Source organism: Janthinobacterium sp. GMG2, assembly GCF_033949445.1.
GTDB lineage: Bacteria > Pseudomonadota > Gammaproteobacteria > Burkholderiales > Burkholderiaceae_D > Janthinobacterium > Janthinobacterium aestuarii.
This window is the reverse complement of sequence record NZ_JAXAWA010000001.1, coordinates 69,934-94,435: the sequence shown is the minus strand read 5'-3', so window position 1 is coordinate 94,435 and position 24,502 is coordinate 69,934. Positions and strand designations below refer to the sequence as shown.

At 62.9% G+C, this 24,502-nt stretch carries 22 protein-coding genes; 12 read left to right on the top strand and 10 right to left on the bottom strand.

Going from position 1 to position 24,502, the window contains the following annotated elements:
• The first annotated feature begins 1 nt into the window (after position 1).
• From SKZ59_RS00390 to nagZ, 3 genes are all read left to right on the top strand, one after another.
• Complete coding sequence (locus tag SKZ59_RS00390) at positions 2-1,015, top strand: M48 family metallopeptidase (RefSeq protein ID WP_319990491.1); 1,014 nt, start codon at positions 2-4, stop codon at positions 1,013-1,015.
• A gap of 104 nt (positions 1,016-1,119) precedes the next feature.
• A complete protein-coding gene (locus SKZ59_RS00385) occupies positions 1,120-2,730 on the top strand; it encodes an FMN-binding glutamate synthase family protein (RefSeq protein ID WP_072457277.1) in 1,611 nt (536 codons plus the stop codon).
• 182 nt (positions 2,731-2,912) lie between these two features.
• A complete protein-coding gene (gene nagZ, locus SKZ59_RS00380; RefSeq protein WP_319990490.1) occupies positions 2,913-4,454 on the top strand; it encodes a beta-N-acetylhexosaminidase in 1,542 nt (513 codons plus the stop codon).
• A gap of 49 nt (positions 4,455-4,503) precedes the next feature.
• Here the strand turns inward: nagZ and SKZ59_RS00375 are convergent, their stop codons facing one another.
• The 4 genes from SKZ59_RS00375 to SKZ59_RS00360 all read right to left on the bottom strand — a co-directional run bounded on the left by SKZ59_RS00375 (position 4,504) and on the right by SKZ59_RS00360 (position 7,211).
• The gene (locus tag SKZ59_RS00375) at positions 4,504-4,665 is read right to left on the bottom strand and encodes a hypothetical protein (RefSeq protein ID WP_157814699.1); all 162 of its coding nucleotides are present in this window, start codon (positions 4,663-4,665) and stop codon (positions 4,504-4,506) included.
• A gap of 72 nt (positions 4,666-4,737) precedes the next feature.
• Positions 4,738-5,013 carry a hypothetical protein gene (locus tag SKZ59_RS00370; protein WP_070302856.1) on the bottom strand — a complete coding sequence of 92 codons (276 nt, stop codon included), beginning with the start codon at positions 5,011-5,013 and terminating at the stop codon, positions 4,738-4,740.
• 9 nt (positions 5,014-5,022) lie between these two features.
• Entirely contained in the window at positions 5,023-6,924 is a 1,902-nt protein-coding gene (gene feoB / locus SKZ59_RS00365) for a ferrous iron transporter B (RefSeq protein ID WP_319990489.1), read from the bottom strand.
• A 2-nt stretch (positions 6,925-6,926) separates the two neighbouring features.
• The gene (locus SKZ59_RS00360) at positions 6,927-7,211 is read right to left on the bottom strand and encodes a FeoA family protein (RefSeq protein ID WP_034745614.1); all 285 of its coding nucleotides are present in this window, start codon (positions 7,209-7,211) and stop codon (positions 6,927-6,929) included.
• A 413-nt stretch (positions 7,212-7,624) separates the two neighbouring features.
• Here SKZ59_RS00360 and SKZ59_RS00355 point away from each other — a divergent pair, with 413 nt between their 5' ends.
• Both SKZ59_RS00355 and SKZ59_RS00350 read left to right on the top strand, forming a co-directional pair.
• Positions 7,625-7,840 (top strand): bacterioferritin-associated ferredoxin, encoded by a 216-nt coding sequence (locus SKZ59_RS00355; protein WP_319990488.1) that lies wholly within the window; start codon positions 7,625-7,627, stop codon positions 7,838-7,840.
• A 16-nt stretch (positions 7,841-7,856) separates the two neighbouring features.
• On the top strand, positions 7,857-8,558 hold the full coding sequence (locus SKZ59_RS00350) for an energy transducer TonB (protein WP_319990487.1): 702 nt from the start codon (positions 7,857-7,859) through the stop codon (positions 8,556-8,558).
• A gap of 219 nt (positions 8,559-8,777) precedes the next feature.
• Here SKZ59_RS00350 and SKZ59_RS00345 read toward each other — a convergent pair whose 3' ends face one another.
• Positions 8,778-9,458 (bottom strand): Fe2+-dependent dioxygenase, encoded by a 681-nt coding sequence (locus SKZ59_RS00345; RefSeq protein ID WP_058048040.1) that lies wholly within the window; start codon positions 9,456-9,458, stop codon positions 8,778-8,780.
• 421 nt (positions 9,459-9,879) lie between these two features.
• On the opposite strand from SKZ59_RS00345, the gene bfr reads away from it, so the two are divergent.
• Positions 9,880-10,356, top strand: a complete 477-nt coding sequence (bfr, locus tag SKZ59_RS00340; protein ID WP_034745609.1) for a bacterioferritin — start codon at positions 9,880-9,882, stop codon at positions 10,354-10,356.
• A gap of 56 nt (positions 10,357-10,412) precedes the next feature.
• Here bfr and SKZ59_RS00335 read toward each other — a convergent pair whose 3' ends face one another.
• From SKZ59_RS00335 to SKZ59_RS00315, 5 genes are all read right to left on the bottom strand, one after another.
• Entirely contained in the window at positions 10,413-11,741 is a 1,329-nt protein-coding gene (locus SKZ59_RS00335) for an MFS transporter (protein ID WP_319990486.1), read from the bottom strand.
• The gene (locus SKZ59_RS00330) at positions 11,738-13,600 is read right to left on the bottom strand and encodes an alpha-amylase family glycosyl hydrolase (protein ID WP_319990485.1); all 1,863 of its coding nucleotides are present in this window, start codon (positions 13,598-13,600) and stop codon (positions 11,738-11,740) included. The genes SKZ59_RS00335 and SKZ59_RS00330 overlap by 4 nt, the downstream gene beginning before the upstream one ends.
• A 15-nt stretch (positions 13,601-13,615) precedes the next feature.
• On the bottom strand, positions 13,616-15,910 hold the full coding sequence (locus SKZ59_RS00325; protein ID WP_319990484.1) for a TonB-dependent receptor: 2,295 nt from the start codon (positions 15,908-15,910) through the stop codon (positions 13,616-13,618).
• Positions 15,911-16,220: 310 nt separating this feature from the next.
• A complete protein-coding gene (locus SKZ59_RS00320) occupies positions 16,221-17,249 on the bottom strand; it encodes a LacI family DNA-binding transcriptional regulator (protein ID WP_319990483.1) in 1,029 nt (342 codons plus the stop codon).
• A 7-nt stretch (positions 17,250-17,256) separates the two neighbouring features.
• The gene (locus SKZ59_RS00315; RefSeq protein WP_319990482.1) at positions 17,257-17,871 is read right to left on the bottom strand and encodes a glutathione S-transferase N-terminal domain-containing protein; all 615 of its coding nucleotides are present in this window, start codon (positions 17,869-17,871) and stop codon (positions 17,257-17,259) included.
• 277 nt (positions 17,872-18,148) lie between these two features.
• Here SKZ59_RS00315 and purB point away from each other — a divergent pair, with 277 nt between their 5' ends.
• The 6 genes from purB to SKZ59_RS00285 all read left to right on the top strand — a co-directional run bounded on the left by purB (position 18,149) and on the right by SKZ59_RS00285 (position 24,448).
• On the top strand, positions 18,149-19,528 hold the full coding sequence (gene purB / locus SKZ59_RS00310) for an adenylosuccinate lyase (RefSeq protein ID WP_034745594.1): 1,380 nt from the start codon (positions 18,149-18,151) through the stop codon (positions 19,526-19,528).
• A gap of 185 nt (positions 19,529-19,713) precedes the next feature.
• A complete protein-coding gene (locus tag SKZ59_RS00305; RefSeq protein WP_319990481.1) occupies positions 19,714-20,238 on the top strand; it encodes a cytochrome b in 525 nt (174 codons plus the stop codon).
• 46 nt (positions 20,239-20,284) lie between these two features.
• Positions 20,285-20,839 (top strand): YceI family protein, encoded by a 555-nt coding sequence (locus SKZ59_RS00300; protein ID WP_034745589.1) that lies wholly within the window; start codon positions 20,285-20,287, stop codon positions 20,837-20,839.
• 138 nt (positions 20,840-20,977) lie between these two features.
• Positions 20,978-21,553 carry a YceI family protein gene (locus tag SKZ59_RS00295; RefSeq protein ID WP_034747598.1) on the top strand — a complete coding sequence of 192 codons (576 nt, stop codon included), beginning with the start codon at positions 20,978-20,980 and terminating at the stop codon, positions 21,551-21,553.
• 166 nt (positions 21,554-21,719) lie between these two features.
• Positions 21,720-21,989: a GlsB/YeaQ/YmgE family stress response membrane protein gene (locus tag SKZ59_RS00290; protein WP_034745587.1), complete on the top strand. Its 270-nt coding sequence runs from the start codon at positions 21,720-21,722 to the stop codon at positions 21,987-21,989.
• Positions 21,990-22,294: 305 nt separating this feature from the next.
• Positions 22,295-24,448: a S46 family peptidase gene (locus tag SKZ59_RS00285; RefSeq protein WP_034745584.1), complete on the top strand. Its 2,154-nt coding sequence runs from the start codon at positions 22,295-22,297 to the stop codon at positions 24,446-24,448.
• The last annotated feature ends 54 nt before the right edge of the window (positions 24,449-24,502 follow it).

Genomic DNA, 24,502 nt, shown 5'->3' with positions numbered 1-24,502 from the left:
CATGACGCTCGACAATCAAGCGCCGGGCGCGGCCCCCGTGCCCGCGCGCTATTTCGACGGCCAGACCTCGCGCCTGTACCACGTCACGCTCAGCGTGCGCGATGGCATGGCCGTGCTGGCCGGCGATATCGAGCGCAGCTGTCCGCTGGGCGAGCTGCACGTGTCCGAACGCAGCAGCCATGCCGTGCGCAAGGTCAGCTTTCCCGACGGCGCCTACCTGGAAATCGCCGACCAGGCGGCCTTCAACGCCGTGCTGCATGACACGGGCCACCGCGACGGCTGGGTGGTGCGGCTGCAGCAAAGCTGGCGCGGCGCCCTGCTGGCCACGGTCGCCACCGTGCTGGCCCTGTGGCTCAGCTATCAGTACCTGCTGCCGGTCGTGGCGAAGGGGGTCGCGTATGCGATTCCCCAGTCCGTCGAGCGCCAGCTGGGCCAGGGCGTGCTCGATTTCCTCGACGAACACGTGTTTGAGGCAAGCAAGCTCGCTGACGCGCGCCAGCAAGCCTTGCGCGCCCGGTTCGCGCGCCTGGCCACGCCCGGCGACAGCACGCCCGAGCACCGCATCGTTTTCCGCAAGAGCAAGATCGGTCCGAACGCGTTCGCCCTGCCGTCCGGCGACATCGTGCTGACCGATGAAATGGTGGAACTGATGCCGGACGACGATGCCATCATGGGCGTGCTGGCGCATGAACTGGGCCATTTGCAGCAGCGCCACCTGACGCGCCGCCTGATCCAGACGTCGGCCGTGGGCGCCGGCGCGGCGCTGCTGTTCGGCGACGTGTCGACCGTGGTGGCGACCTTGCCGCCGCTGCTGCTGGACTTGAAGTATTCGCGCGACGTCGAGCGCGAGGCGGACGACTACGCGATCGCCATGCTGCGCCAGAACGCTATTCCACTGGAACACCTGGCGCAAGTGTTTGTCGCCCTGGGCAAGCTGGATCACGGCACGCCCTACCTGTCTAGCCATCCGGCCAGCGCAGAGCGTGTCGAGCGTATCCGCGCCGCACAGCGCTAAGTCTTCACGCGGCGTCCACCGGGCGCCGCTTTCTTTCCCTCCAGCACGTTCGGCGAATCGAAGGTAGACTCGACAGTTACCAGTCTGACTTCACCGGAGTGCCCATGCACCTAGTACCATTTCGCTACCTGACCTTCATTGCGACGGCAGCCATCTTTGTCCTGTCCCTGTTTTACTACGATCATTACTGGCTGCCCGTGCTGGCCGGTGCGCTGACCCTGGTCGGCATCAGCGACCTGCTGCAAACGAAGCGCGCCCTGCGCCGCAATTACCCCATCCTCGCGCATTTCCGCTTCTTTTTTGAGAGCATCCGCCCCGAAATCCGCCAGTATTTCCTGGAAAGCGACAGCGAAGCGACGCCGTTCTCGCGCAGCCAGCGCAGCATCGTCTACCAGCGCGCCAAGGAGCAGACGGACAAGCGTCCGTTCGGCACCCAGCTCGACGTGTATGAAGCGGGCTACGAATGGATCAACCATTCCATCGCGCCCGCCAAGGTAACGGGCCACGACTTCCGCATCGAGATCGGCAACCATCCGGACTGCCCACGTGAAAAGCCGTATTCGGCCAGCGTCTTCAATATCTCGGCGATGAGCTTTGGCGCCCTGTCGGCCAACGCCATCCTGGCCCTGAACGGCGGTGCGCGCAGCGGCGGCTTCATGCACGACACGGGCGAAGGCAGCATCAGCCCCTACCACCGCGAAAACGGGGGCGACCTGGTGTGGGAAATCGGCTCCGGCTACTTCGGTTGCCGCAACCAGGACGGTACATTTTCGGAAGAACGCTTCATCGCCAACGCCAGCTCGGAGCAAGTGAAAATGATCGAGCTGAAAATGTCGCAGGGCGCCAAGCCGGGCCACGGCGGCGTGCTGCCCGGGCCGAAAGTGACGATCGAGATCGCCACCACGCGCGGCGTGATGGTGGGCGAGGATTGCGTCTCGCCGGCCGCGCACAGCGCCTTTTCCACGCCGCTGGAAATGCTGCACTTCATCGACCGCCTGCGCACGCTCTCCGGCGGCAAGCCGACGGGCTTCAAGCTGGCCATCGGCCATCCGTGGGAGTTCTTCGCCATCGTCAAAGCCATGCTGGAAACGGGCATCACGCCCGACTTCATCGTCGTCGACGGCAGCGAAGGTGGCACGGGCGCCGCGCCCCTGGAATTCACGGACCACGTGGGCACGCCGCTGCAGGAAGCGTTGGTGCTCGTGCATAACACGCTCGTGGGCGCCAATCTGCGCGCGAAGATCAAGATCGGCTGCTCGGGCAAGATCATCACGGCCTTCGACATCGCCCGCCTGCTTGCGCTGGGCGCCGACTGGTGCAATTCGGCGCGCGGCTTCATGTTCGCGCTGGGCTGCATCCAGTCGCAAAGCTGCCACACGGACCGCTGTCCCACGGGCGTGGCCACGCAAGACCCGCAGCGCCAGCGCGCGCTGGTGGTGCCCGACAAGATCGCCCGCGTGGCGCACTTCCACCAGAACACCATGAAGGCGCTGGCCGAACTGATCGCCGCCGCCGGCCTGGCGCACCCGCAGGAATTGCGCCCGCACCATCTGGTGCGGCGCATTTCGCCGAACCAGGTGAAACTGGCGTCGGCCCTGCTGCCGTTCCTGGAAGCGGGCCAGCTGCTCGACCCGAGCCAGTTGCCGCAATTGCCGCCCGTGTTCGGCTTGTACTGGCCAAAGGCGCAATCGGCTTCGTTCCAGCGCCTCGATTGACAGCGCGGCTGCGCAAGTGGAGCAATACCACTTAATAACCACTTGCGCAAATATCCAAATCCAATACAATACCAAAATAAGTATAAAACCAAGGCAGCTTTTCCGGTGATTGTCCAGACGCGTCACCAGGGGCCAGAATACGGACTTGTCGTCATCAGAATGAATACCGGAGGAGTTGCAGCATGGAACAGGGTTTGCGCGAGAAAGTAGGACAGCTATTCATGGTGGGCTTCGACGCCCTGCAGGCGGACGAGCATATCAAGACCTTGATACGCGAAAAGAAGGTGGGCGGCGTGATCCTGTTCCGCCGCAACGTGCATACGCCCGCGCAAGTGTCGGCCCTGTGCCGCGAACTGCAGGAGATCAACGCGGAAGTGTCCGACACGCCGCTGCTGATCTCCATCGACCAGGAAGGCGGCATGGTGATGCGCATCGAACAGGGGGTCACGCCGATTCCCGCGGCGATGGCCTTCCAGGCGGCCGGCTCCATCGACGACTGCGAACGCATGAACCAGATCAGCGGCGATGAAATGCGCCAGGTGGGCATCAATATGCTGCTCGCGCCCGTGCTGGATGTGAACAACAACCGCAACAACCCCGTCATCGGCGTGCGCGCGTATGGCGAGGATGCCGCCACCGTCATCGACTACGGCATGGCAGCCATGCGCGGCCAGCGCGCCAGCGGCGTGGCCGTCACGGCCAAGCACTTCCCCGGCCACGGCGACACGGCCACCGACACGCATTACGCCATGGCCCTGGTCCCGCACGACAAGGAACGCCTGCGCGCCGTGGAACTGGCGCCGTTCCGCGCGGCCATTGCCGGCGGCGTCGATGCCATCATGACGGCGCACGTGGTCTTCCCCGCTTTCGAGGCCGATACCAGTGTGCCGGCTACCCTGTCGAAAGGCGTGCTGACGGACCTGCTGCGCGGCGAGTTGAAATACCAGGGCGTCGTCATCACCGACTGCCTGGAGATGGCGGCCATTGCCGACGGCATCGGCATCGCCCAGGGCGCCATCGCCACCTTGCAGGCTGGCGCCGACATCGTCCTCATCTCGCACCGCGAAGCGCAGCAGACGGCCGCCATCGATGCCGTCATCGCCGCCGTGGAGCGCGGCGACATTGCCATCGCCCGCATCGACGCGGCTTGCGCGCGCGTGGCGGAACTCAAGCGCAACCGCGCCGTGCGCGACTGGCGCACACGCCCCGTCACCCCGCCGGCGCTGATGCAGCCGGCCGCCATGGCCCTGTCGCAGCTGCTGCAAAAGGCCGCCTTGCGCGTGCAGGGCGACTACCGCCCGCTCGATGCCAGCCTGCCCGTGACCCTGCTGACGGTGGAAGTGCGCTCGCGCAGCGAAATCGACGAAGTGGCGCTGGGCCGCAACAAGGAAGCGCGCAGCTCGATGCTGCCGGCGCTGCTCGAAGCGGGCCTGGACGTACGCGAGTATGCCTTGTCGGCCGAGGCGCTGGACGACGAAGTCAATGAAGCCATCGCCTTTGCGCAAGGCGCGCGGCAGATCGTGCTGCAAACGTATAACGCCATGTTCGTCGGCGGCCAGCGCCGCCTGGTCAAAGCCCTGCCGCACGACAGACTGTGGCTGGTGGCAGGCCGTTTGCCGTATGACCTGGACCTGGCGCCCGACGCGCAAGGCCGCCTGGCCGCCTTCGGCTGCCGCCCGGCCGCGCTGGTACCGGTGGTCGACAAGCTGGCCGGCAAAGCGTAAGCGCAGCGCTGCAGACGTAAAAAAACCCGCATGCGCGGGTTTTTTTCATTCAGCTTGGCGCAACGGGCGGCAGGGCCGCCACCGCCAGCAAGGCAAACGGACCGAGGAACAGGCCGATGCCGAACCAGAGTCCCCCGTGGCGGCCGCGCCGGCTGGCGAGCAGCCAGGTGGCGACCGCAAACAGAAACATGAAGATCAACAGTATCGCCATTGCCACTCCTTGCCATGCGGAAAGCCCAGTGTAGCCCACAGGCGCGCCCGTGGCTACACTGAAATACAAGCCCTAGCGCTGCACCTGCATCAGGATCACGCGCTTGCTGCTGCCGTCGGCCGGTGGCGTGGCGGACGGCGGCGGCGGGCTGTCGCAGGAGCCGCAGGAACCGCAGCCGCTGCCGCAACCGGGCGCCACCTTGAAGAAGGTCGACATCTTCGCCTCATCGAGGCCGCAGCGCACGAGGCCACGCACGATGGCGCGGCGCACGCCGGCCGGCAGGTACTTGGTCGAAAAATGCAGCAGCGCGGCTGCGACGATCAGGGCGACGATGAGGGTTTGCCACATGCTTTTCTCCTAAGCGCCCAGCATCAGGGCGATGCGGTACGTGATGAACGAGGCGGCATACGCCAGGGCGAACATGTAGCCGGCCATCAGCAGCGGATAGCGCCAGCCGCCCGTCTCGCGTTTCACCACGGAGAGGGTCGACAGGCACTGCGGCGCGAATACATACCAGGCCAGCAGGGACAGCGCGGTGGCCATCGACCACGAATGGGCGATCAGCGGCTCGAGCGTGGTGGCAAGCGCGTCGCCCGTTTGCGACAGCGCATACACGGTGCCCAAGGCGCCGACGGCAACTTCACGCGCCGCCATGCCCGGCACCAGCGCGATGCAGATCTGCCAGTTGAAACCGATCGGCGCGAAGATCACTTCCAGGCCGCGGCCCAGGATGCCGGCCAGGCTGTAATAGATCGGCGGGTGGATCGCGTTGTCCGGCGGGCCGGGGAAGGTGCTGAGGAACCACAGGATGATCATCAGGCTCAGGATGATGGTGCCGACGCGCGTGAGGAAGATCTTCGCGCGCTCCCACAGGCTGACGGCCAGGTTGCGCAAATGCGGCCAGTGGTAGGCCGGCAGTTCCAGCAGCAGCGGCTGGTTGCCGCGCACACCCATGCTGCGCTTCATGACCCATGCCACGGCCATGGCCGAGATGATGCCGGCAAAGTACAGGACGAACAGCACCAGGCCTTGCAGGCTCAAATAGCCCCACACCTGGCGTTCCGGAATGAAGGCGGCGATGATCAGCGCATATACGGGCAAGCGCGCCGAACACGTCATCAGCGGCGCGATCATGATGGTGACGAGGCGGTCGCGCGGATTCTGGATGGTGCGCGCCGCCATCACGCCGGGAATGGCGCAGGCAAAGCTCGACAGCAGCGGGATGAAGGCGCGGCCCGACAGGCCCACGCCGCCCATCAGGCGGTCCAGCAAAAAGGCCGCGCGCGGCAGGTAGCCGCAGTCTTCCAGGCTCAGAATGAAGAAGAACAAAATCAGGATCTGCGGCAGGAAGACCAGCACGCTGCCGACGCCGCCGATGATGCCTTCCACCAGCAAGCTTTTCAGGTGGCCGTCAGGCATGTTTGCCGTCAGCAGGGCGCCCAGGTGGCCCACGCCATCGGTGATCATTTCCATCGGCGTGGCGGCCCAGGCAAACACGGCCTGGAAGATCAGGAACATCAGCACGGCCAGGATGATGGGACCGAAAACGGGGTGCAGCACCACGTCGTCGATCTTTTCCGTCAGGTTGCCGCTGTCGCGCGTGTCGTTGCTGACGGCGGCCAGGATGCGGCGCACTTCGCGCTGGGTTTCTTCGACGCTGACGGCATCGATGGCCGCCAGCGGTTTCGCTTCCACCACCGGCAGCGGCAGCATGGCGTCGATGGCGTCGAGCAGGGCTTTTTCGCCATCATGCTGCACCGCGATGGTTTCCACTACGGGCATGCCCAGTTCCTGCGACAGCCTGGCCGTGTCGATGACCATGCCGCGCTTGCGCGCCACGTCCGTCATGTTCAGCGCCAGCAGCATGGGCAGGCCCAGGCGCTTGACTTCCAGCACCAGGCGCAAATTCAGGCGCAAATTGGTGGCGTCGACGACGCAGATGATGGCGTCCGGACGCGGGTCGCCGCGGCGCAGGCCGCCCACTACGTCGCGCGTGATCGCTTCATCGGGCGTGGTGGCCGACAGGCTGTAGGCCCCCGGCAGGTCGAGCACGCGCACGGGCTTGCCGGCGGGCGACGTGAAATGGCCTTCCTTGCGCTCGATGGTGACGCCGGCGTAGTTCGCCACTTTCTGGCGTGCGCCCGTCAAACGGTTGAACAGGGCGGTCTTGCCGCAGTTCGGATTGCCCAGCAAGGCAATTTGTGGCTGATGCGGCGGCTTGTGCACGCCCGCATCGACGATTGTTTCGACAGCACCCATGGTCATTCCGGTTGAAGCAGCGGTTGAATCGTAATCAGCGCCGCTTCGAAGCGGCGCAGCGCGAACGTGGCATTGCCCACCTTGATGGCCAGCGGATCGCCGCCGGGAATGCCGCGCTTGAGCATGCGGATGCGTTCGCCGGGAACGAATCCCAGCTCCATCAGGCGGCGGACGAGGTCGACGCCGTCCTCCGTCTGTCCTGCCGTGTGGGGCGTGATATGCAACACCGTGCCGCTCTGGCCAACTGCCAGCGCGTCGAGCGTCATCATGGGTGGAACTAGAGTCATGAGCAAATTCCGTTCAAATTAAGAACACCGGGGACAGACTGCTGCGCGTGGCGCATCGTGTTTGACGTGGGTGTTGTGAGGTAAAACGCAACTGTTGCGCATTACCGACAAGCGGCCTTTCAATATGTCCAGACGGCGACCGTCCGAGACAATACCAGCATTATAAACATGAATGCGAATAGTTTTTATTTAGCCCGGAGAGCCGCCCCCATCAAGGGCTGCGCCATCCGAAGAAATGGCATATCGATGCGCCGCGCCAGGCCGCCAACTGCCGCACACTTGATCAAAATCGCTTGCATTGTCCCGCACTTTGCGCGACAATGAAACGTAATGATAATGATTCTCATTAAAACACTAGCAACAATGCTTCCAAGCACTAGTGTCTGTTCATCCTCCAGCCAGAAGGTGTATCAATGATTGTATGTGTCTGCAACAACATATCTGATCGTGAAATCCGTCAAGCCGTTGATCTTGGCCTGTCCAGCATGGCCGAACTGCGCCGCGACCTGGGCGTGGCCACCTGCTGCGGCAAATGCCACACCTTCGCGCGGGAAGTGCTGAACGATCACCTGAACGCCACCGTGGCGCTGCAAGAAACCGTATTGATGCGAGCTGTACTGACAAACTAAGAAAGCGATGAATGCCATGACGATGATGCCCCCGCCCGTAACGGTGCAGGCCGTGCAGCAATTTGCCGACTTCGACAAGAAGCGCAACAAATTCGCGCCGCTGATGGCCATCGTCGTCCTGCATATCGCCGGCTTTTACGCGATCCAGAGCGGGCTCTTGAACCGCGTCGTCACGGCGGCCATGCCGACCATCACGACCATCAGCATCATCGCCCCGCCGGCGCCGCCGAAACCGCCGGCGCCGTCCGTACCGAAAACCGTGGAACTGAGCGCGCCCGTGCCGCGCGCCGTGATCCCGCCGCTGCCGCTGATCGCCGTGGCGCCAAGCGAACCGACGATCACGCCGCCGCAGCCGACGCGCGCCGAAGCGGCACCTGTCGCCACCGCCGCACCAACAGCGCCAGCGGCACCATCGCCGACGCCGCCAGCACCTTCGACACCGCGCACCGTCAGCAGCGTCGAATACATCAAGGCGCCGCAACTGATCTACCCGAATCTGTCGCGCCGTCTGGGCGAAAGCGGCACCGTCGTGCTGCGCATCCTGATCAATGAAAAAGGCTTGCCCGAGCAAATCCTGATCCAGAAATCGACCGGCTACAACAACCTCGACGAAGCAGGCCGCCAGGCCGCGCAGCGCGCGCTGTTCAAGCCGATGATCGAAAACGGCAAGCCCGTGCCCGTCTACGTTTTAGTACCGCTGACCTTCCAACTGAGCTAGCCTTCCGGCGGCCCTTGGGCCGCTGCCAGCCCGCAAGCACCGCACCCTGTGCCCTGCTTGCTTTTTTGCGCCCGTTTTAGTCAAGCGATTTGCTTGTTTCAGTCTGCCAGCCTACATCCCCGGGCCAGGCAGACTTTTTTTTGCCTGCTATGGGGTCAGACCCTCAACACCGCCAACGCCCAGTTCAGCGCCAACGTCGCCGGGGGTCTGACCCCAGCCTTACATCTCCGCCCACATCCTGAGCAAATTATGATAATGCCCCGTCAGTCCCACCGTCGCCGGTGAATCGCCATGCGCCGCGCGCACGCTCTGGATATTCTGATCGAGCTCGAACAGCATGCTGCGTTTCCAGTCCTCGCGCACCATGCTTTGCGTCCACAGGAAGGAGCAGATACGCTCGCCGCTGGTGACGGGCAGCACCTGATGCACGCTGCTCGACGGATACACGATCACGTCGCCGGCCGGCAGTTTCACTTCATGCGTGCCGTAGGAATCGACCACCACCAGCTCGCCGCCTTCGTACTCGTCCGGCTCGCTCAGGAATACGGTCGACGAGACGTCGGCGCGCATCGATTGCATGCCGTTTTTCGGCGTGCGGATGGCGCCGTCGATATGCAAGCCATAGTGCTCGCCGCCCGCATAGCTGTTGAAGAATGGCGGCAGGATGCGCAGCGGTAGCACGGCCGCAAAGAACAGCGGATTGGCCATCAGCGCGCGGCTGACGATCTCGCCCAGCTCCAGCGCCAGCGGCGAACCTTCGGCCAGCTGGCGGTTGCGCTTGACTTGCGCGCCTTGCGCTCCGACGCTGGCGCGTCCGTCGACCCAGTCCGTCTGCGCCAGGCGCTGGCGAAACTGCGTCACCTGTTCCGGCGTCAGCACGCCGGGTATATGCAGCATCATCTTGCTATCCTTTTTCAGTAAATATCGCTGCCCGATTATCGCATCGCCGGCGTCGGCCAAGAAGGCAGAAAAGCAAGAACGGACCAACATTTCGCGCCTTTTCAGCGCGGCCATGCACGCGCGCCAGCGGCGGCAAAACAGCGCTGGAAACGCGAATGAGAATGGCCTTCATTTTCCTTAACAAATAAAAAACGGCGCAAGTGAGCAATCCATTTGAGAATGGGTTTTATTCGCACGATATTTACGTTAAAAAGACGGAAAAATGCCGTTTAGCACCGGAAATCGCCGGCATTTTGCGCTATCATGCGGGCATAGCGAAACCGGCAACCTGCGCGCCACCAGGCAGCCAACGCCACCCGGCAGTGAACGCCAGCAGCCTGCGGTTTCATCATCGAACACGACACAGAACAAAGGAAATCCCATGAAGGGCGATAAAGAAGTCATCCGCATGCTCAACGCACAGCTCACCAACGAACTGTCGGCCATCAACCAGTACTTCCTGCATGCGCGCATGTACAAGCACTGGGGCCTGGAAAAGCTGGGCAAGAAGGAATACGAAGAATCGATCGGCGAAATGAAACACGCCGACAAGCTGATCGACCGCATCCTGATGCTCGACGGCCTGCCTAACCTGCAAGCGCTGCACAAGCTGCTGATCGGCGAGAACACGCCGGAAATGCTGGAATGCGACTTGAAGCTGGAACGCGCCGCGCACGCCACCGTCAAGGAAGGCATCGCCATCAGCGAAAAAGCGGGCGACTACGTCTCGCGCGACCTGTTCCTGATGATCCTTGAAGACACGGAAGAGCATATCGACTGGCTCGAAACGCAGATCGACCTGATCGCCAAGGTCGGCATCCAGAACTACCTGCAAAGCCAGATGGCGATCGAAGAGTAATTGTTCTTCGAGGCAGATAAAAAAAACCGGCAGCGCCGGTTTTTTTTCGCCTGCCGTCAAGCCTTGCCGGTCTGCGGCGGGCGCAGCTTGACGAACAGTACGGCCACCGCCGCGCACAGCAACAGGGCACCGGCGAGCCGGATGACGTTTTCCGGATTGCCGCCCAGCCAGCTGCGGTAATACAGCGGCAAGGTGAAGATCTGGATGATCATCGGGATGACGATGAACATATTGAAAATGCCCATGTAGACACCCGTGCGCTCGGGCGGAATGCAGCCGGCCAGCATGATGTAGGGATTGCCCATGATGCTGGCCCAGGCCAGGCCCACGCCCAGCATCGGCAGCAACAGCAGCGCCGGGCTGTGGATCAGCGGGATGCCCAGCATGCCCACGCCGGCCGCGCACAGGCACACGCTGTGCATGCGCTTGGGACCGAAGCGGCGCGTGAACGGCACCAGCGCGAAGGCGGCGACAAAGGCGACGAAATTGTAGAAGGCGCCCACCTGCCCGTTCAACAGGCCCGCGTCGCGAAAACCTTGCGACGCGGGGTCCGTCGTGTGAAACAGGGTGGCCGCCAGCGACAGCGCGATGTACTGCCAGTAGCAGAACATGGCGTACCACTGGAACAGGTTGACGAGGGCCAGCTGCTTCATCGTCGGCGGCATGTCGCGCAAGGCCGCGCCGATATCGGCCAGCGTGTGGCGCCAGCCCGGCGGACGGCTGCGAATGGCCGCCAGCTCGGCCGCCGTGAGCGGGTTTTCCGGCGTCGTCTTCAAGGTCCACAACACCGAGGCGAGCGAGAACACGGCGCCGATCATGAAGGCGGCGATGACGATGTGCGGGATATGGCTGCCATTGACGGCATCCTTGTTCATGCCCAGCATGACGAGCAACGACGGCGTCAGGTAAGCCAGTGTCTGTCCCAGTCCCGTAAACGCGCTTTGCGTGAGAAAACCCAGCGAGTGCTGCTTCTTGTCGAGCTTGTCGCTGACAAAGGCGCGGTAGGGCTCCATCGTCACATTGTTGGCCGCGTCGAGTATCCACAGCAGGCTGGCCGCCATCCACAGGGTGGGGCTGAACGGCATGGCCAGCAGGCCCAGGCTGCACAGGATGGCGCCGATCAGGAAATACGGCGTGCGGCGGCCCCAGCGCGTCACCGTGCGGTCGCTCATGGCGCCGATCAATGGTTGCACGAGCAACCCCGTCATGGGGCCGGCCAGCCACAGGTAGGGCAGGCTCGCCTCGTCGGCGCCCAGGTATTTGTAGATGGGACTCATGCTGCTTTGCTGCAGCCCAAAGCTGAACTGGATGCCGAAAAAGCCGACATTCATGTTGACGATCTGCCAGAACGACAGATGCGGACGGTGCGCGCCGGCATCGCTCATGCTGGTTCCCTTTCCAACCACAGCATATGCCAGGGCTGCAAGCCCACCGTGCCGGACAGCACGCTGCCATCGAGGCTGTTGCGCCATTCGCCCGGGGGTAAAGTGTAGCGCTGGCTGGCGCCGCTGAAATTGCTCAGGTTGAGAAACGCGTCGCCGCGCAACAGCGCCAGCACGGCCGGCGTATCGGCGGGCAGCACGCTGCGCGGCGCGGCGGCGGCCAGGGCCGGCAAGCGCCGGCGCACGTCGACCAGCTGGCGCAACGCCAGATACAGCCGTCCGCTGGCGCTCACACCATCGTGGCGCCATGCCAGCAGGCTGTCGTCGAACGCGGGACGCTGCAGCCAGCGGCTGTCCATCGCCCGGTCGGCCCGCTGCGTGTAGCTGTGATCGTTGGTCATGCCCAGTTCATCGCCCATGTACAGCACGGGCAAGGCGCCAAAGCTCAAGGCCAGGCCATGCAGCAGCAGCAGGCGCCGCAGCGCGTATTCCTGCTCCTGCACCGTGGCGGCGCTTTCCAGCCCGGTCAGCGAAGCGGCCATGCCGTTGCTGCCATGCGCCTTGTCGGCGCTGCTGCTCTGGAAGGCGGCGCCGCGCGCATAGCTGCCGGGCGCACCGGCAAAAAACTGCGCGATGCGCGCCAGGCGCGCCGGTCCGTTCGCGCCCGCTTCGTTGAGCAGCACGTTCCAGCCGATGTCGTCGTGGCAGCGCACATAACTGAGCCAGCTGGCGGCCGGCGGCAGCGGCGGCGTGGCGGCGATCACCTGCTGCAGCAAATCCGTGCTTTCCTCGGCCAGCGCGCCCCAGCCGGCGGCCATCAGGCTGCTGTGATAGGCGATATGGCATTCAGGCGCCGCATCGCTGCCGAAATAGGCGGGCAGCTTGGGCGTGGGCACGATGGCTTCGGCCTTGAGCAGCACGCTCGGCGCGACGATGGCGGCGATCGCGCGCAACGCCTGCAGCAGGCTGTGGGCTTCGGGCTGGTTCATGCAATCGCTACCTTCGCGCTTCCACAGGAAGGCCGTCGAATCGAGGCGGAACACCTCGATACCCTTGTTGGCCAGGCCCAGCATGGCGCCGGCCATGGCCGCGAAGACGGCCGGATTGGCGTAATTCAAATCCCACTGGTACGGGTAAAACGTGGTCCAGACCCAGCGCTCGAGCTCCGGCACGAACGTGAAATTGCCGGGCGCCGCCTGCGGGAAGACCTGGCCCACGGTGCGCTCGTAGCGGTCCGGCTGCACGCGGTCGGGATAGGTGTGGAAAAAATCGCGCAGCAGCGGATCGCCGGCCTTGGCGCCCAGCGCCCACGCATGGTCGTCGGCCACGTGGTTGAGGATCAGGTCCGAGCACAGGCTGATGCCGGCCGCGCGCAGCTGCGCCGTCAACGCCAGCAAGTCGGCATTGCTGCCCAGCGCGGGATCGACTTCCTCGAAGCTGGCGACGGCAAAACCGCCATCGCTTTCGCCGGCGCGCGGACGCAGGAACGGCAGCAGGTGCAGATACGTCACGCCCAGTTCGCGCAGGTGGGCAATGCGCGCCGCCACGCCCTGCAAGCTGCCGCCAAAGCGCTGCACGTACGCGCTGTAACCGAGCATGGACTGGCTGGCAAACCAGTCCGGTTGCGCTTCGCGCTGCGCATCCTGCCGCCGCAGCTCGGGGGCGCGCGCCGCGTACAGCCGCCCCACGCTTTCCATCAGGTCGCCCAGCCAGGGCAGGAAGTCCGGCCGCTGGCCATACAGGCTACCCAGGCGGTCGAGCAAGACCGCCTCCTGGCGCGCATAGCGGCGCGCCGCATCGTCGCGCAAGTGCGTGGGGAGCGGCGCCAGCAGGCGCGCCAGGGGGCTGCGTATCGACATCATGAATCCTATCCTTGCTTAAAATGCGTATTTCAGGCTGACCTTGACGGCGCGCCCCGTGATCGAGCGGGCCGCATGGCCGTCGCCCTCGACTTCCGTATAGCCGATCTTGTCGAGCAGATTGTTCGCCGTCAGCGCCACCTGCATCTGCGGCGTGAGCTGGTAATTGACGAAGGCGTTGAGCACCTGGTAGGCGGGCAAGGTGATCGTGTGCGCATCGTCGCCCCACGACTTGCCCGTGCCGACCAGGCTCGCGCCCAGGGTAGCCTGCCCCCATTCATAGGTGGGCGCGATCTGGTACACGACACGCGCCTGGCGCCGCGGCGTATTGCCGATCAGCGCCACGTCGGCCGCCGCCGTGCCCGTGATCTCGGCATCGGTGAACGTCAGGCCGCCATTGATGCGGAAGTCGCCGGCGCTGTAGGCCGCTTCCAGTTCCACGCCCTTCGCCTCATAGCTGTTGGCCGTACGCAGCTGGGTGGTCGCTTCGTAATTGCTTTCTTTCGTCTTGGCCTGGAACACGGTGACGAAGGTGCTCAGGGGGCCGCGCCGCCATTTCACGCCGCCTTCGAGCTGGCGCACGGTGTTGATGGCTACCGGTACGCTGCCATCGAGCGGCGTGCCGAACAGGATGCGGTCGGCATTGAAGGCCACGCCTTCGCTGACGCGGGCAAACACGGCCAGATTCCCCTGCAGCTTGTAGTTCGCACCCAGCGAGTACGAGGTGTGGCCCAAGGTGTAGTCGACCTGCTGCACCGTCGACGGCAGATACGCTTGCGCGCCGGTGGCCTGGTTGGCCGTGCCGCTCGCATGCTGGCGGTCGCGCCGCAGGCCGCCGTCGAGATTCAGCGCACCGCTCTCCCAGGCCAGGTTCAGATACGGCGACACCGTGCGGTATTCCATGTCGACGGCGCGCGAGCAGCAGGCGCCGAAGGCCGGGCCGATATAGCCTGGCGTGCCGCTCGCCGTCTGCAGCAGCGCCGGCTGGTCGCCCGTGGCCTGCATCAGGTATTCATTGAAGTTCCAGGTCAGGCCCAGCTTTTGCTGCGACAAATACAGGCCGGCCGTGGTGGTCAGCTTGCCGCTGTCGAGCACAAAGGTCTTGGCCAGCTTGGTATCGCTCAGGGTGTTGCTGGCGTCGTCGATCGAGGTGTTGAACACCACGGCGGAAAACGCGCGATCGATGTAGGGTTTGCCCTGGTTCGGGCCGCTGGCAAACACATAGCTGCCGTCGCTGCCATTATTCGACGGGAAGACGCCGGTGAAGCGCCCCGAATTGTCGGCGTAGCGGAAGTTTTCGCTCACGCTCCAGCCCTGCCCCAGCTTGAACGACGCTTCCAGGCCCACGGTATCGCTCTTGACGTGCAAGCCGTCGTTGACGCGGGTGGCCACGCGCTGGTTATCCTTGTTCAGCACCGTGTCGGGCACCCAGTACGGCGAATAGAAACTGGCCTGGCGCGGGTCGATGCCGGCGATTTCCCCGATGCGGCCATTGCGCACGCTGACGGGCACGGGCAAGGCCGTGGGCGACTGGTCGTCGAGGTGCTTGAACGACAGGCGCACGAAGCCGCTGTCGAATTCATGCGTGACATTGCCGCGGAGCTGGCCCCCTTTTTCGCTGTTGACGCCACTGTGGCGGATACCTTCACCCGTGCGCCAGGAGCCGCCGATGAAGAAGCGCGTGCGCTCCGAAACCGGCGCGCCGTAATCAAAATCGACCCTCGTCTGGTCATAGCCCAGGCCACGGCTGATGGCCACGCTGCCGCCCTTCTCCTTGCCATTTTTGCTGATGAAATTGATGATGCCGCCCGGCGAATTGGTGGCCAGGGTGGAAGCCGAACCGCCGCGCACCACTTCCAGGTGGTCGAGCGTGGAATCGATCTTGACGAAGCTGTCGGGCGTCGTGAAATTGAAGTCGCCGAACTGCAGCACGGGCAAGCCGTCTTCCTGGATCTGCACATAGCGCGCGCCGCCAGCGGAAATGGGCAGGCCGCGCACGGTGATGTTGGCATTGCCTTCGCCGCCCGAGGATTCGGCGCGCAAGCCCGGCACCGAGCGCAGGACTTCGGCCGCGCTGGTCGGCGCGTTGTGCAGGATGGTGTCGAGCTCCATGCTGCTGACGGAATTGCTCGATTTCATTTTGGACGTGCCGCCGGTGGTACCCGTGACCACGATGCGTTCCAGGTTCAGGCCATCGGCGGGAGCGGCGCTGGCGGTGTCGGCGGCCGATTGCGCGTGGGCGGCGCCCAGTTGCAGCATGGCCAGGGCGACGGCGGCAGCCATGCAGCCGCGTTGAGCAGTATGTGCGTTCATTTTGTCTCCAGTGTTGTATGCCGATACATCGAGGTATCCGCTTGTTATGGGTACTGGCCGCCGCATGCCGTGGCGCGCTGGCTGAGCCGGTACGTCATTATTGAACGAATAAGAATTTATTGCAATCGATTGCAATCGAGCACTGCAACATGAGAATGTTGTTGTTTTTAAGGGAATATTACGGGCAATATAGAGGGAAACAGGCGAGGATCGACGTAATGTCAGGCTTTTTCATGCTGCTGTGCAGCATGGAAATTCACGGATATATTTGAAATGATTGCAATCGGTTGCAATACCTTGCCAATGCGTTTCAACGGCCCGAGGCGCGTACGATCAGCTCGGTTGACAATTGCTGCGATGGCGCAGGCGCGCCATCGACCAGCGCCAGCAGCGAAGCCACCAGCGCGCGTCCGGCGGCGCGGATCGGCTGGCGCACGGTGGTCAGCGGCGGATGGAAATACGCGGCCAGTTCGATATCGTCGTAGCCGACCACGGCCACCTGTTCCGGCACGGCCACGCCGCGCGCGCGCAGGGCGTTGATGGCGCTCATGGCCAGCAAGTCGCTGCAGGCAAAGATGGCGTCGAACGGCAGCTGGCGGTCCAGCAGTTCCTGCACGTCCGTCGCGCCGCCCTGCGGCAGGAAGGAGCCGGCCACGTACAGCTGCGGGTCCGGCGCCAGCCCTTGCGCGGCCAGCGCCTGCGCATAGCCCGCGTGGCGCTGCGCCACCTCGGGCAGCTTGGCGTCGCCAAAGAAGGCGATGCGCCGGCGCCCCGCCGCCAGCAAGTGCTCCGTGGCCAGCCTGCCGCCGGCGACGTTATCGCCGCCGACGGTGCAATACAGCTGCTGCGGCAATTGCGCGCCCCACACGACGATGGGCACCTGGCGCGCGGCCAGCTGGTTCAGTTGTTCATGGTGGCGCCACTGGCCGATCAGGATGATGCCGATCACGCGGCCGCTGTCGAAGGACAGGGCGGCCGCATCGAGCGTTTCCGCATCCACGCGCGAAATGAGCATGTCGAAGCCCTGTTCCGTCAGCGCATCGGCCAGACTGCCCAGCATGCTGAGAAAGAAAGGATCGGACAGGTGCTGGCGCGTGGCCGCGTCATACGGCACCACCACGCCCACCGTGCGGTTCTGTTTCAGGCGCAGGTTTTGCGCGCCGATATTGATGGAGTATTTGAGCGAACGGGCCAGTGCGATGACGCGCGCGCGCGTCTCTTCATTGACCAGCGAACTGCCGCTCAGCGCGCGCGACACAGTCGATGTGGACACGCCGGCCAGGCGCGCGATATCGGCCATCTGCAGGCGCTGCTGCGCCTTCGAATCGTTGCCGGTCATCGTGCGCTCACTGCGGCGCGGTGTCCTTGAACGATGGGCGCTCGGACAGTTTGTCGAACAGGCGCGCCAGCGCCGGGTGATCCGCGCGCCAGTCGATTTCCGGGAAGCGGAAGCTGAGCCAGCCCAGGGCGCAGCCCACGGCCACGTCGGCCAGGGTGTAGTTCTTGCCGGCACAATAGGCGCTCTCGCCCAAGCGTGCTTCCAGCGCCGCCAGGCCCAGAGTGACTTTGTCCAGCTGGCGCGCGATCCAGGCCGCGCTTTGCTGCTCGGGCGGGCGCTGCGTGCGCTCCAGGCGCACCAGCACGCCCGCGTCGAGGATGCCGTCGGCCAGCGCTTCCCAGTTCTTGATATCGGCCCGCTCGCGGCCATTGCCGCCGGCCGGCAGCAGTTTACAGACGGGCGTGAGCGTGTCGAGGTATTCGACGATGACTTTCGAATCGATCAGCGTGCTGCCATCCTCCATCACCAGGCAGGGTACCTTGCCCAGGGGATTGGCCTGGGCGATGCGGGTTTCCGGCGCCCACACGTTTTCCAGCTCGAAAACATAGTCGAGCTTTTTTTCCGCCAGCACGATACGGGCTTTGCGGACATACGGGCTGGCGAGGGAACCGATCAGTTTCATAGGTACTTTAAGGTAAAGGAGCAGCTAGCAGTATAGCATCGGCGGCAGCGGTGTTTGGCAGCACGCGCCCGGCGGCCTCCAGTGTGTGGCAGGCACGCCGCATCGGGGCCGGATTCGGCCAACATGGGGGCTATCCGCAGCCGACGGACGGCTGGCCAGCGGCCAGCGGTGGTAAAATCGCCCTTTACTGTGGCGCCGTCAGTGTTGCTGTATTGCAATAGCCCCGCCCTCCCCGCGCGCCACACGCCAACCGTTTCTTTAACTTGCGTCCGCTCTCATGACTTCTACTACTCCGTATTCCACGCTGTCGGCCCTGTCTCCGCTCGATGGCCGCTACGCCAGCAAGACCGATCTGCTGCGCCCGATCCTGTCCGAAGCCGGTTTCATGCACCACCGCGTGAAAGTGGAAATCTCCTGGCTGCAAGCGCTGTCGCAAGCCGGTTTCGCTGAAATCAAGCCGTTCTCGGCAGAAGCGAGCGCCCTGCTCGACAAGATGGCAGCCGATTTCTCGGAAGCCGACGCGGCCCGCATCAAGGCCATCGAAGCGGTCACCAACCATGACGTCAAGGCGGTCGAGTACTGGCTGAAGGAACAAGTGGCGGACGTGCCGGAACTGGTGGCGGCGTCGGAATTCATCCATTTCGCCTGCACCTCGGAAGACATCAACAACACCTCGCACGGCATGATGCTCAAAGCCGCGCGCGATGGCGTGATGCTGCCGGCATTGAACGGCCTGGTGGCCAAGCTGACGCAGATCGCGCACGACAATGCCGACGTGCCGATGCTGTCGCGCACGCACGGCCAGACGGCCAGCCCGACCACCCTGGGCAAGGAATTTGCCAACGTCGTGGCCCGCTTGCAGCGCGCCGTGAAACGCATCGAACAAGTGGAAATCCTCGGCAAGATGAATGGCGCCGTCGGCAACTACAACGCCCACCTGTCGGCCTACCCGGGCTTCGACTGGCCGGCATTCTCGCAGGCCGTCATCGAACAGCGCCTGGGCCTGGTCTTCAATCCGTACACCATCCAGATCGAGCCGCATGACTACATGGCCGAACTGTTCGACGCCTTCGCACGCGCCAACACGATCCTGCTGGACCTGAACCGCGACATCTGGACGTATGTGTCGCTGGGCTACTTCAAGCAAAAGCTGAAAGCGGGCGAAATCGGTTCGTCGACCATGCCGCACAAGGTCAACCCGATCGACTTCGAAAACTCGGAAGGCAACCTGGGCCTGGCCAACGCCGTCTTGAAACACCTGTCGGAAAAACTGCCCGTCTCGCGCATGCAGCGCGACCTGACCGATTCGACCGTGCTGCGCAATATCGGCGTGGGCCTGGGCTACACCCTGCTGGCGTATGACAGCTGCCTGCGCGGCCTGAACAAGCTGGAAGTGAACCACGCGCGCCTGGCGCAAGACCTGGACGCGACCTGGGAAGTGCTGGCCGAGCCCGTACAAACCGTGATGCGCCGCTATGGCATCGAAAACCCGTACGAGCAGCTGAAAGAGCTGACGCGCGGCAAGGGCATCTCGAAAGAAGCGCTGCAAACCTTCGTCAATGGCCTGGCCATTCCGCAAGATGCCAAGGATGTGCTGCTGACCATGACGCCGGGCAACTACATCGGCATCGCCGCGCAATTGGCCAAAGCCATCTAAGCAGTTTCCACATGGGGATCCTGCTATCCCACTCCCGCGGGGCGGCCAGCACACAAATGCTGCCCGCCCCGCGGTTTTTCCGGCAATCTTTCTTGTAGAATCTCCGGCACGCAGCGCAATTTGCTTTTCTTTGGTATATTAGGCCGAATTAGTCCTAATACGTACTACTTTCAAGAAAGCCATCGATGCAACGCTACACCACCACCGCCATCATCCTGCACTGGCTGACCGCCCTGCTGATCATCAGCGCCTTCGTCATGGGCCTGGTCATGGTCGATATTCCCGGCCTGACGCCCACCAAGCTCAAATATTTCTCCTGGCACAAATGGCTGGGCGTGAGCGTGCTGGCCATCGCCGCCATCCGCCTGCTGTGGCGCAAGGCCAATGTGCCGCCGCCGCACCCGGCCAGCATGGTTGCCTGGCAAAAGAAGGCGGCCGACGCCATGCACGTGCTGCTGTATATCCTGATCTTCGCCGTGCCCGTCTCCGGCTACCTGTACACCTTGGCCGCCGGCGTGCCCGTGGTCTACCTGGGCCTGTTCCAGTTGCCGGTCATCATGGCGCCGAACCCGGAACTTAAGCCGCTTTTAAAAGAAATTCATTATGTTCTGAACATGACGATGGCCGCCGCCGTGGCCGCCCATGTGCTGGCGGCGCTGAAGCACCAGTTCATCGACCGCGATGGCGTGCTCAAGCGCATGCTGCCGTAGCACCGACTTCCCCTTGCTCACTGAAAAACTACAGGAAAAAAACAAGATGAAAACCACCCAACGCATCGTCCTCGCTTCCCTGCTGGGCCTGTCCGTGGCCGCCACCGCCGCCACCTTGCTGAAAGTCGATCCCGCCAAGACCAGCGTGTCGGCCGTGTTCAAGCAAATGAACGTGCCCGTGGAAGCGAAGTTCAAGAAATTCAATATCGCCATCGATTACAACCCGGCCGCGCCGGACGCCTCGAAGGCGTCGGTGGAAATCGAGACGGCCAGCATCGATATCGGCGACCCCGAGTACAACAAGGAAGTGGCCAAGAAAGAATGGTTCAACTCGGCCCAGTTCCCGAAAGCCACCTTTGTCTCGAGCAGCATCAAGGCGGCCGGCGCGGGCAAGCTGACGGTGACGGGCAAGCTGAGCATCAAAGGCAAGACCAGCGACGTGACCTTCCCCCTGGCGGTGAAAGCCGACGGCGGCAAATACGCGTTCGACGGCGCCCTGCCGATCAAGCGCCTGACCTACAACATCGGCGAAGGCGAGTGGAAAGACACGAGCATGGTCGCGGATGAAGTTACCATCAAATTCCACGTTGCCGCTCAATAACACCTGAGAAAACGTCCATGGCTGCGTTGCTCTTGCCTCGTCATACATTCGTACTGCCTTCGGCAAGGCGCCTTGCCCTGAACGTTTTTCATGCATTATGAAAAACAACCCCAAAACCTGTTCAACTATAGGATCTGCATGAAATTTTCGCACTTGATGATCGCCGTGCTGGCAGCCGCCGGCGCGGGTTCGGCCATGGCCGCTACCGACACCTACAACCTCGACCCGACGCATACGTTCCCCAGCTTTGAAGCCGATCACATGGGCATGTCCGTGTGGCGCGGCAAGTTCAACAAGACCAAAGGCACGGTCACCCTGGACCGCGCCGCCAAGACGGGTAGCCTGGACCTCGTCATCGATGCCGATTCGATCGACTTCGGCCTCGATGCCATGAATACGCACGCGAAAAAAGCGGACATGTTCAACGTCGAGAAATTCCCTGAAATCACCTACAAAAGCAAGTCGCTCAAGTTCAACGGCGATCAGCTGGTGGAAGTCGATGGCGAACTGACGCTGCTGGGCGTGACCAAGCCCGTCAAGCTGAACGTGAGCAAGTTCAAGTGCATCATGCACCCGCGCTACAAGCGTGAAGTGTGCGGCGCCGACGCCACGGCGGAATTCAAGCGCAGCGACTTTGGCCTGAACTACGGCATGCCGGCGTTCTCGCCGGAAGTCAAGCTGGCCATCCAGGTAGAAGCGATCAAGGCCGATTAAACACGGCCTTGCCGCATGACAAGCCCGCCTCGCTGCCCGCAGCCAGGCGGGCTTTTGCATGCGCCATGCGAATCCGCTGGACTTTTCTATCGTGCGGCATCACTATCCATTGGCATGATGTTGTTCTGACATGGCACACCTACTTATCCATCGCGCGGAGGACTACATGAATTTCATTATCTGGATCGTTATTGGCGGCGTCATTGGCTGGCTGGCCAGCATGGTCATGAAAACCAATGCGCAACAGGGCATCTTCCTCAATATCATCGTCGGCATCGTCGGCGCCTTCCTGGGCGGCTGGCTGCTGGCCCCGCTGTTCGGCACGGGCACCATCAATAGCGACAATTTCAGCCTGGCTTCGCTGCTGGTCTCGTTCCTGGGCGCCGTGATCCTGCTGGGCATCGTGAATCTTTTGCGCCGCGGCAAAATACGCTAAGCAGTCAAAAAGAGCGCAGCAACACATGGCCGGGCCGCGCAAGCGCCCGGCCATTTTTCATTGCCGCCAGGACACGTATGTACAAATACCACAGCCGGCGCACGGAAAAATGCGCGCTGGCAGCCGGTTCCCGCCCCTGCGCCACTCAAAATAATATCATTCAAACAAGCACATACGAACATGCTGCCCGGAAAATGTGATTGACTAGTGCGAGTTCGATACGGATACTCTATGTCGCCCGCTGCACAATCAGCGGGTACTCCGCTGATTCCGACTTCCCTACAATGTAAAAGAACAGAACTCGAATGAAAAAATCTCTCATCGCGCTCGCCATCCTGAGCAACTTCGCACACGCCGACGAAGGCATGTGGATGCCCCAACAGCTGCCACAAGTAGCCAAGGAACTGAAAGCGGCCGGACTGAAACTCGATCCGACCAACCTGACCAAACTGACCGAATTCCCGATGGGCGCCATCGTCAGCCTGGGCGGCTGCTCGGCATCGTTCGTCTCGCCGCAAGGCCTGGTTGCCACCAACCACCATTGCGTCTACAACAGCGTGGCGGTCAATTCGACCAAAGAGCGCGATTTGCTGGCCAACGGTTTCCTGGCCAAGACTTTCGCTGAAGAATTGCCAGCATCCCCAGGCAGCCGCATCTTCGTCACCTCGGCCGTGACGAATGTCAGCGACAAGATCATCACCGCCGACGTGGCCAAGCTGCAAGGCAAGGCACGCATCGACGCGATCGAGAAAAACCAGAAGAAACTGGTCGCCGAATGCGAAAAAGAAGCGGGCTTCCGCTGCACCGTGTCGGCCTACTACGGCGGCCTGGAGTTCTACCTGATCAAGCAACTGGAAATCCGCGACGTGCGCCTCGTGCACGCGCCTCCAGCGGGCGTCGGTAAATTCGGCGGCGACACCGACAACTGGATGTGGCCACGCCACACGGGCGACTACGGCTTCTACCGCGCCTACGTCAGCAAGGACGGCAAAGCGGCCGACTTCAGCAAGGACAACGTGCCGTACCAGCCAAAACACGTGCTGAAACTGGCCAAGGATGGCTTGAAAGAAGGCGATTTCGTCATGGTCCTGGGCTATCCTGGCCGCACCAACCGTCATCGTCTGCCATCGGAAGTGGCGTACACGTTTGACTGGAACTACCCGGCCTTCGTGAAAGCGTCGGGCGAAACCCTGGCCATCATCGCGCGCGAAACCAAGGACAACAAGGATGTTGCCCTGAAATACGCGGGTCAAGTTGCCGGCGTGAACAATTACTACAAGAACCGCCAAGGCATGCTGGACTCGTACGCCGGCAGCGACTTCCTGGCGCGCAAGACGGCGGAACACGAAGCCCTGAAGACCTGGGTCAACGCCACGCCAGCACGCAAGGCCGAATTTGCCGGCGACATCGAGCAAGTGGAAAAGCTGATCGCCGAGCGCGATGCCGACACCAAGCGCGATTTCTTCCTCAGCTACGCACAGCCACGCCTGCTGAACACGGCTCGCAGCCTGTACCGCCTGTCGAACGAAGGCACCAAGGCCGATACGGAACGCAAGTCCGGCTACCAGACGCGCGACTTGCCACGCCTGGAAGCGGGCATCACCTCGGTCGAGCGCACCTACGATGAAAAAGTCGACAAGGCGCTGGTACTGAACAGCCTGACCAAGTACGCCGCGCAGCCGGCAGCACAACGCCGCGCCAGCTTCGACGCCGCCATCGGCATCAAGGACGGCATGTCGCCAGCCGACCTGTCCGCCGCTCTGGACAAACTGTATGCAGGCAGCAAGCTGGCCGACAAGGCCGAGCGCGCAGCATGGCTGAAACGCACGCCAGCCGAATTCCAGGCCAGCAAGGACAGCTTCATCCAGGCAGCCGTCGCCATGTACCCGGATTCGCTGAAAAACGAAGCGGAAGACGAAGAATTGGCAGGCAAGATCCAGCAGGCCTACGCCAACTACATGAAAGCAAAAATCGCCTTCATGAAGAGCAAGGGCCAAGCCGTCTATCCTGACGCCAACAGCACCCTGCGCGTGACGTTCGGCAAAGTGGCCGGCCGCGACCATGGCGCCGACGGCACCACCTGGTCTGCCTTCACCACCGTCAATGGCGTCGCCGCCAAAGCCACGGGCCAGGGCGAGTTCAATGCACCGGCAAATCAACTGGCCGCGATCAAAGCCAAGGACTTCGGTAAATTCGTCGATCCGAAGCTGAAAACCGTACCGGTCGACTACCTGGCGACCCTGGACATCACCGGCGGCAATTCCGGTTCGGCTGCCCTGAACGCCAAAGGCGAATTCATCGGCCTGGCATTCGATGGCACCCTGGACTCGATCATTTCCGATTGGGACTACAACAAGGCCAACACCCGTTCGATCCAGGTCGACCTGCGCTACATGCTGTGGAACATGAAACACATCGACCACGCAGACAACCTGCTGAAAGAAATGGGCGCTGAATAACAAGAAGCAATAACCCGGCAACGGGCGCTTTAGCCTGAGCCACTCCTGCGGGAG

What these genes read in the sequence shown, in the direction of transcription:
- SKZ59_RS00390 (WP_319990491.1), top strand. Translation starts at nt 2, where the DNA reads ATGACGCTCGACAATCAAGCGCCGGGCGCGGCCCCCGTGCCCGCGCGC.
- SKZ59_RS00385 (WP_072457277.1), top strand. Translation starts at nt 1,120, where the DNA reads ATGCACCTAGTACCATTTCGCTACCTGACCTTCATTGCGACGGCAGCC.
- nagZ (WP_319990490.1), top strand. Translation starts at nt 2,913, where the DNA reads ATGGAACAGGGTTTGCGCGAGAAAGTAGGACAGCTATTCATGGTGGGC.
- SKZ59_RS00375 (WP_157814699.1), bottom strand. Translation starts at nt 4,665, where the DNA reads ATGGCGATACTGTTGATCTTCATGTTTCTGTTTGCGGTCGCCACCTGG.
- SKZ59_RS00370 (WP_070302856.1), bottom strand. Translation starts at nt 5,013, where the DNA reads ATGTGGCAAACCCTCATCGTCGCCCTGATCGTCGCAGCCGCGCTGCTG.
- feoB (WP_319990489.1), bottom strand. Translation starts at nt 6,924, where the DNA reads ATGGGTGCTGTCGAAACAATCGTCGATGCGGGCGTGCACAAGCCGCCG.
- SKZ59_RS00360 (WP_034745614.1), bottom strand. Translation starts at nt 7,211, where the DNA reads ATGACTCTAGTTCCACCCATGATGACGCTCGACGCGCTGGCAGTTGGC.
- SKZ59_RS00355 (WP_319990488.1), top strand. Translation starts at nt 7,625, where the DNA reads ATGATTGTATGTGTCTGCAACAACATATCTGATCGTGAAATCCGTCAA.
- SKZ59_RS00350 (WP_319990487.1), top strand. Translation starts at nt 7,857, where the DNA reads ATGACGATGATGCCCCCGCCCGTAACGGTGCAGGCCGTGCAGCAATTT.
- SKZ59_RS00345 (WP_058048040.1), bottom strand. Translation starts at nt 9,458, where the DNA reads ATGATGCTGCATATACCCGGCGTGCTGACGCCGGAACAGGTGACGCAG.
- bfr (WP_034745609.1), top strand. Translation starts at nt 9,880, where the DNA reads ATGAAGGGCGATAAAGAAGTCATCCGCATGCTCAACGCACAGCTCACC.
- SKZ59_RS00335 (WP_319990486.1), bottom strand. Translation starts at nt 11,741, where the DNA reads ATGAGCGATGCCGGCGCGCACCGTCCGCATCTGTCGTTCTGGCAGATC.
- SKZ59_RS00330 (WP_319990485.1), bottom strand. Translation starts at nt 13,600, where the DNA reads ATGATGTCGATACGCAGCCCCCTGGCGCGCCTGCTGGCGCCGCTCCCC.
- SKZ59_RS00325 (WP_319990484.1), bottom strand. Translation starts at nt 15,910, where the DNA reads ATGAACGCACATACTGCTCAACGCGGCTGCATGGCTGCCGCCGTCGCC.
- SKZ59_RS00320 (WP_319990483.1), bottom strand. Translation starts at nt 17,249, where the DNA reads ATGACCGGCAACGATTCGAAGGCGCAGCAGCGCCTGCAGATGGCCGAT.
- SKZ59_RS00315 (WP_319990482.1), bottom strand. Translation starts at nt 17,871, where the DNA reads ATGAAACTGATCGGTTCCCTCGCCAGCCCGTATGTCCGCAAAGCCCGT.
- purB (WP_034745594.1), top strand. Translation starts at nt 18,149, where the DNA reads ATGACTTCTACTACTCCGTATTCCACGCTGTCGGCCCTGTCTCCGCTC.
- SKZ59_RS00305 (WP_319990481.1), top strand. Translation starts at nt 19,714, where the DNA reads ATGCAACGCTACACCACCACCGCCATCATCCTGCACTGGCTGACCGCC.
- SKZ59_RS00300 (WP_034745589.1), top strand. Translation starts at nt 20,285, where the DNA reads ATGAAAACCACCCAACGCATCGTCCTCGCTTCCCTGCTGGGCCTGTCC.
- SKZ59_RS00295 (WP_034747598.1), top strand. Translation starts at nt 20,978, where the DNA reads ATGAAATTTTCGCACTTGATGATCGCCGTGCTGGCAGCCGCCGGCGCG.
- SKZ59_RS00290 (WP_034745587.1), top strand. Translation starts at nt 21,720, where the DNA reads ATGAATTTCATTATCTGGATCGTTATTGGCGGCGTCATTGGCTGGCTG.
- SKZ59_RS00285 (WP_034745584.1), top strand. Translation starts at nt 22,295, where the DNA reads ATGAAAAAATCTCTCATCGCGCTCGCCATCCTGAGCAACTTCGCACAC.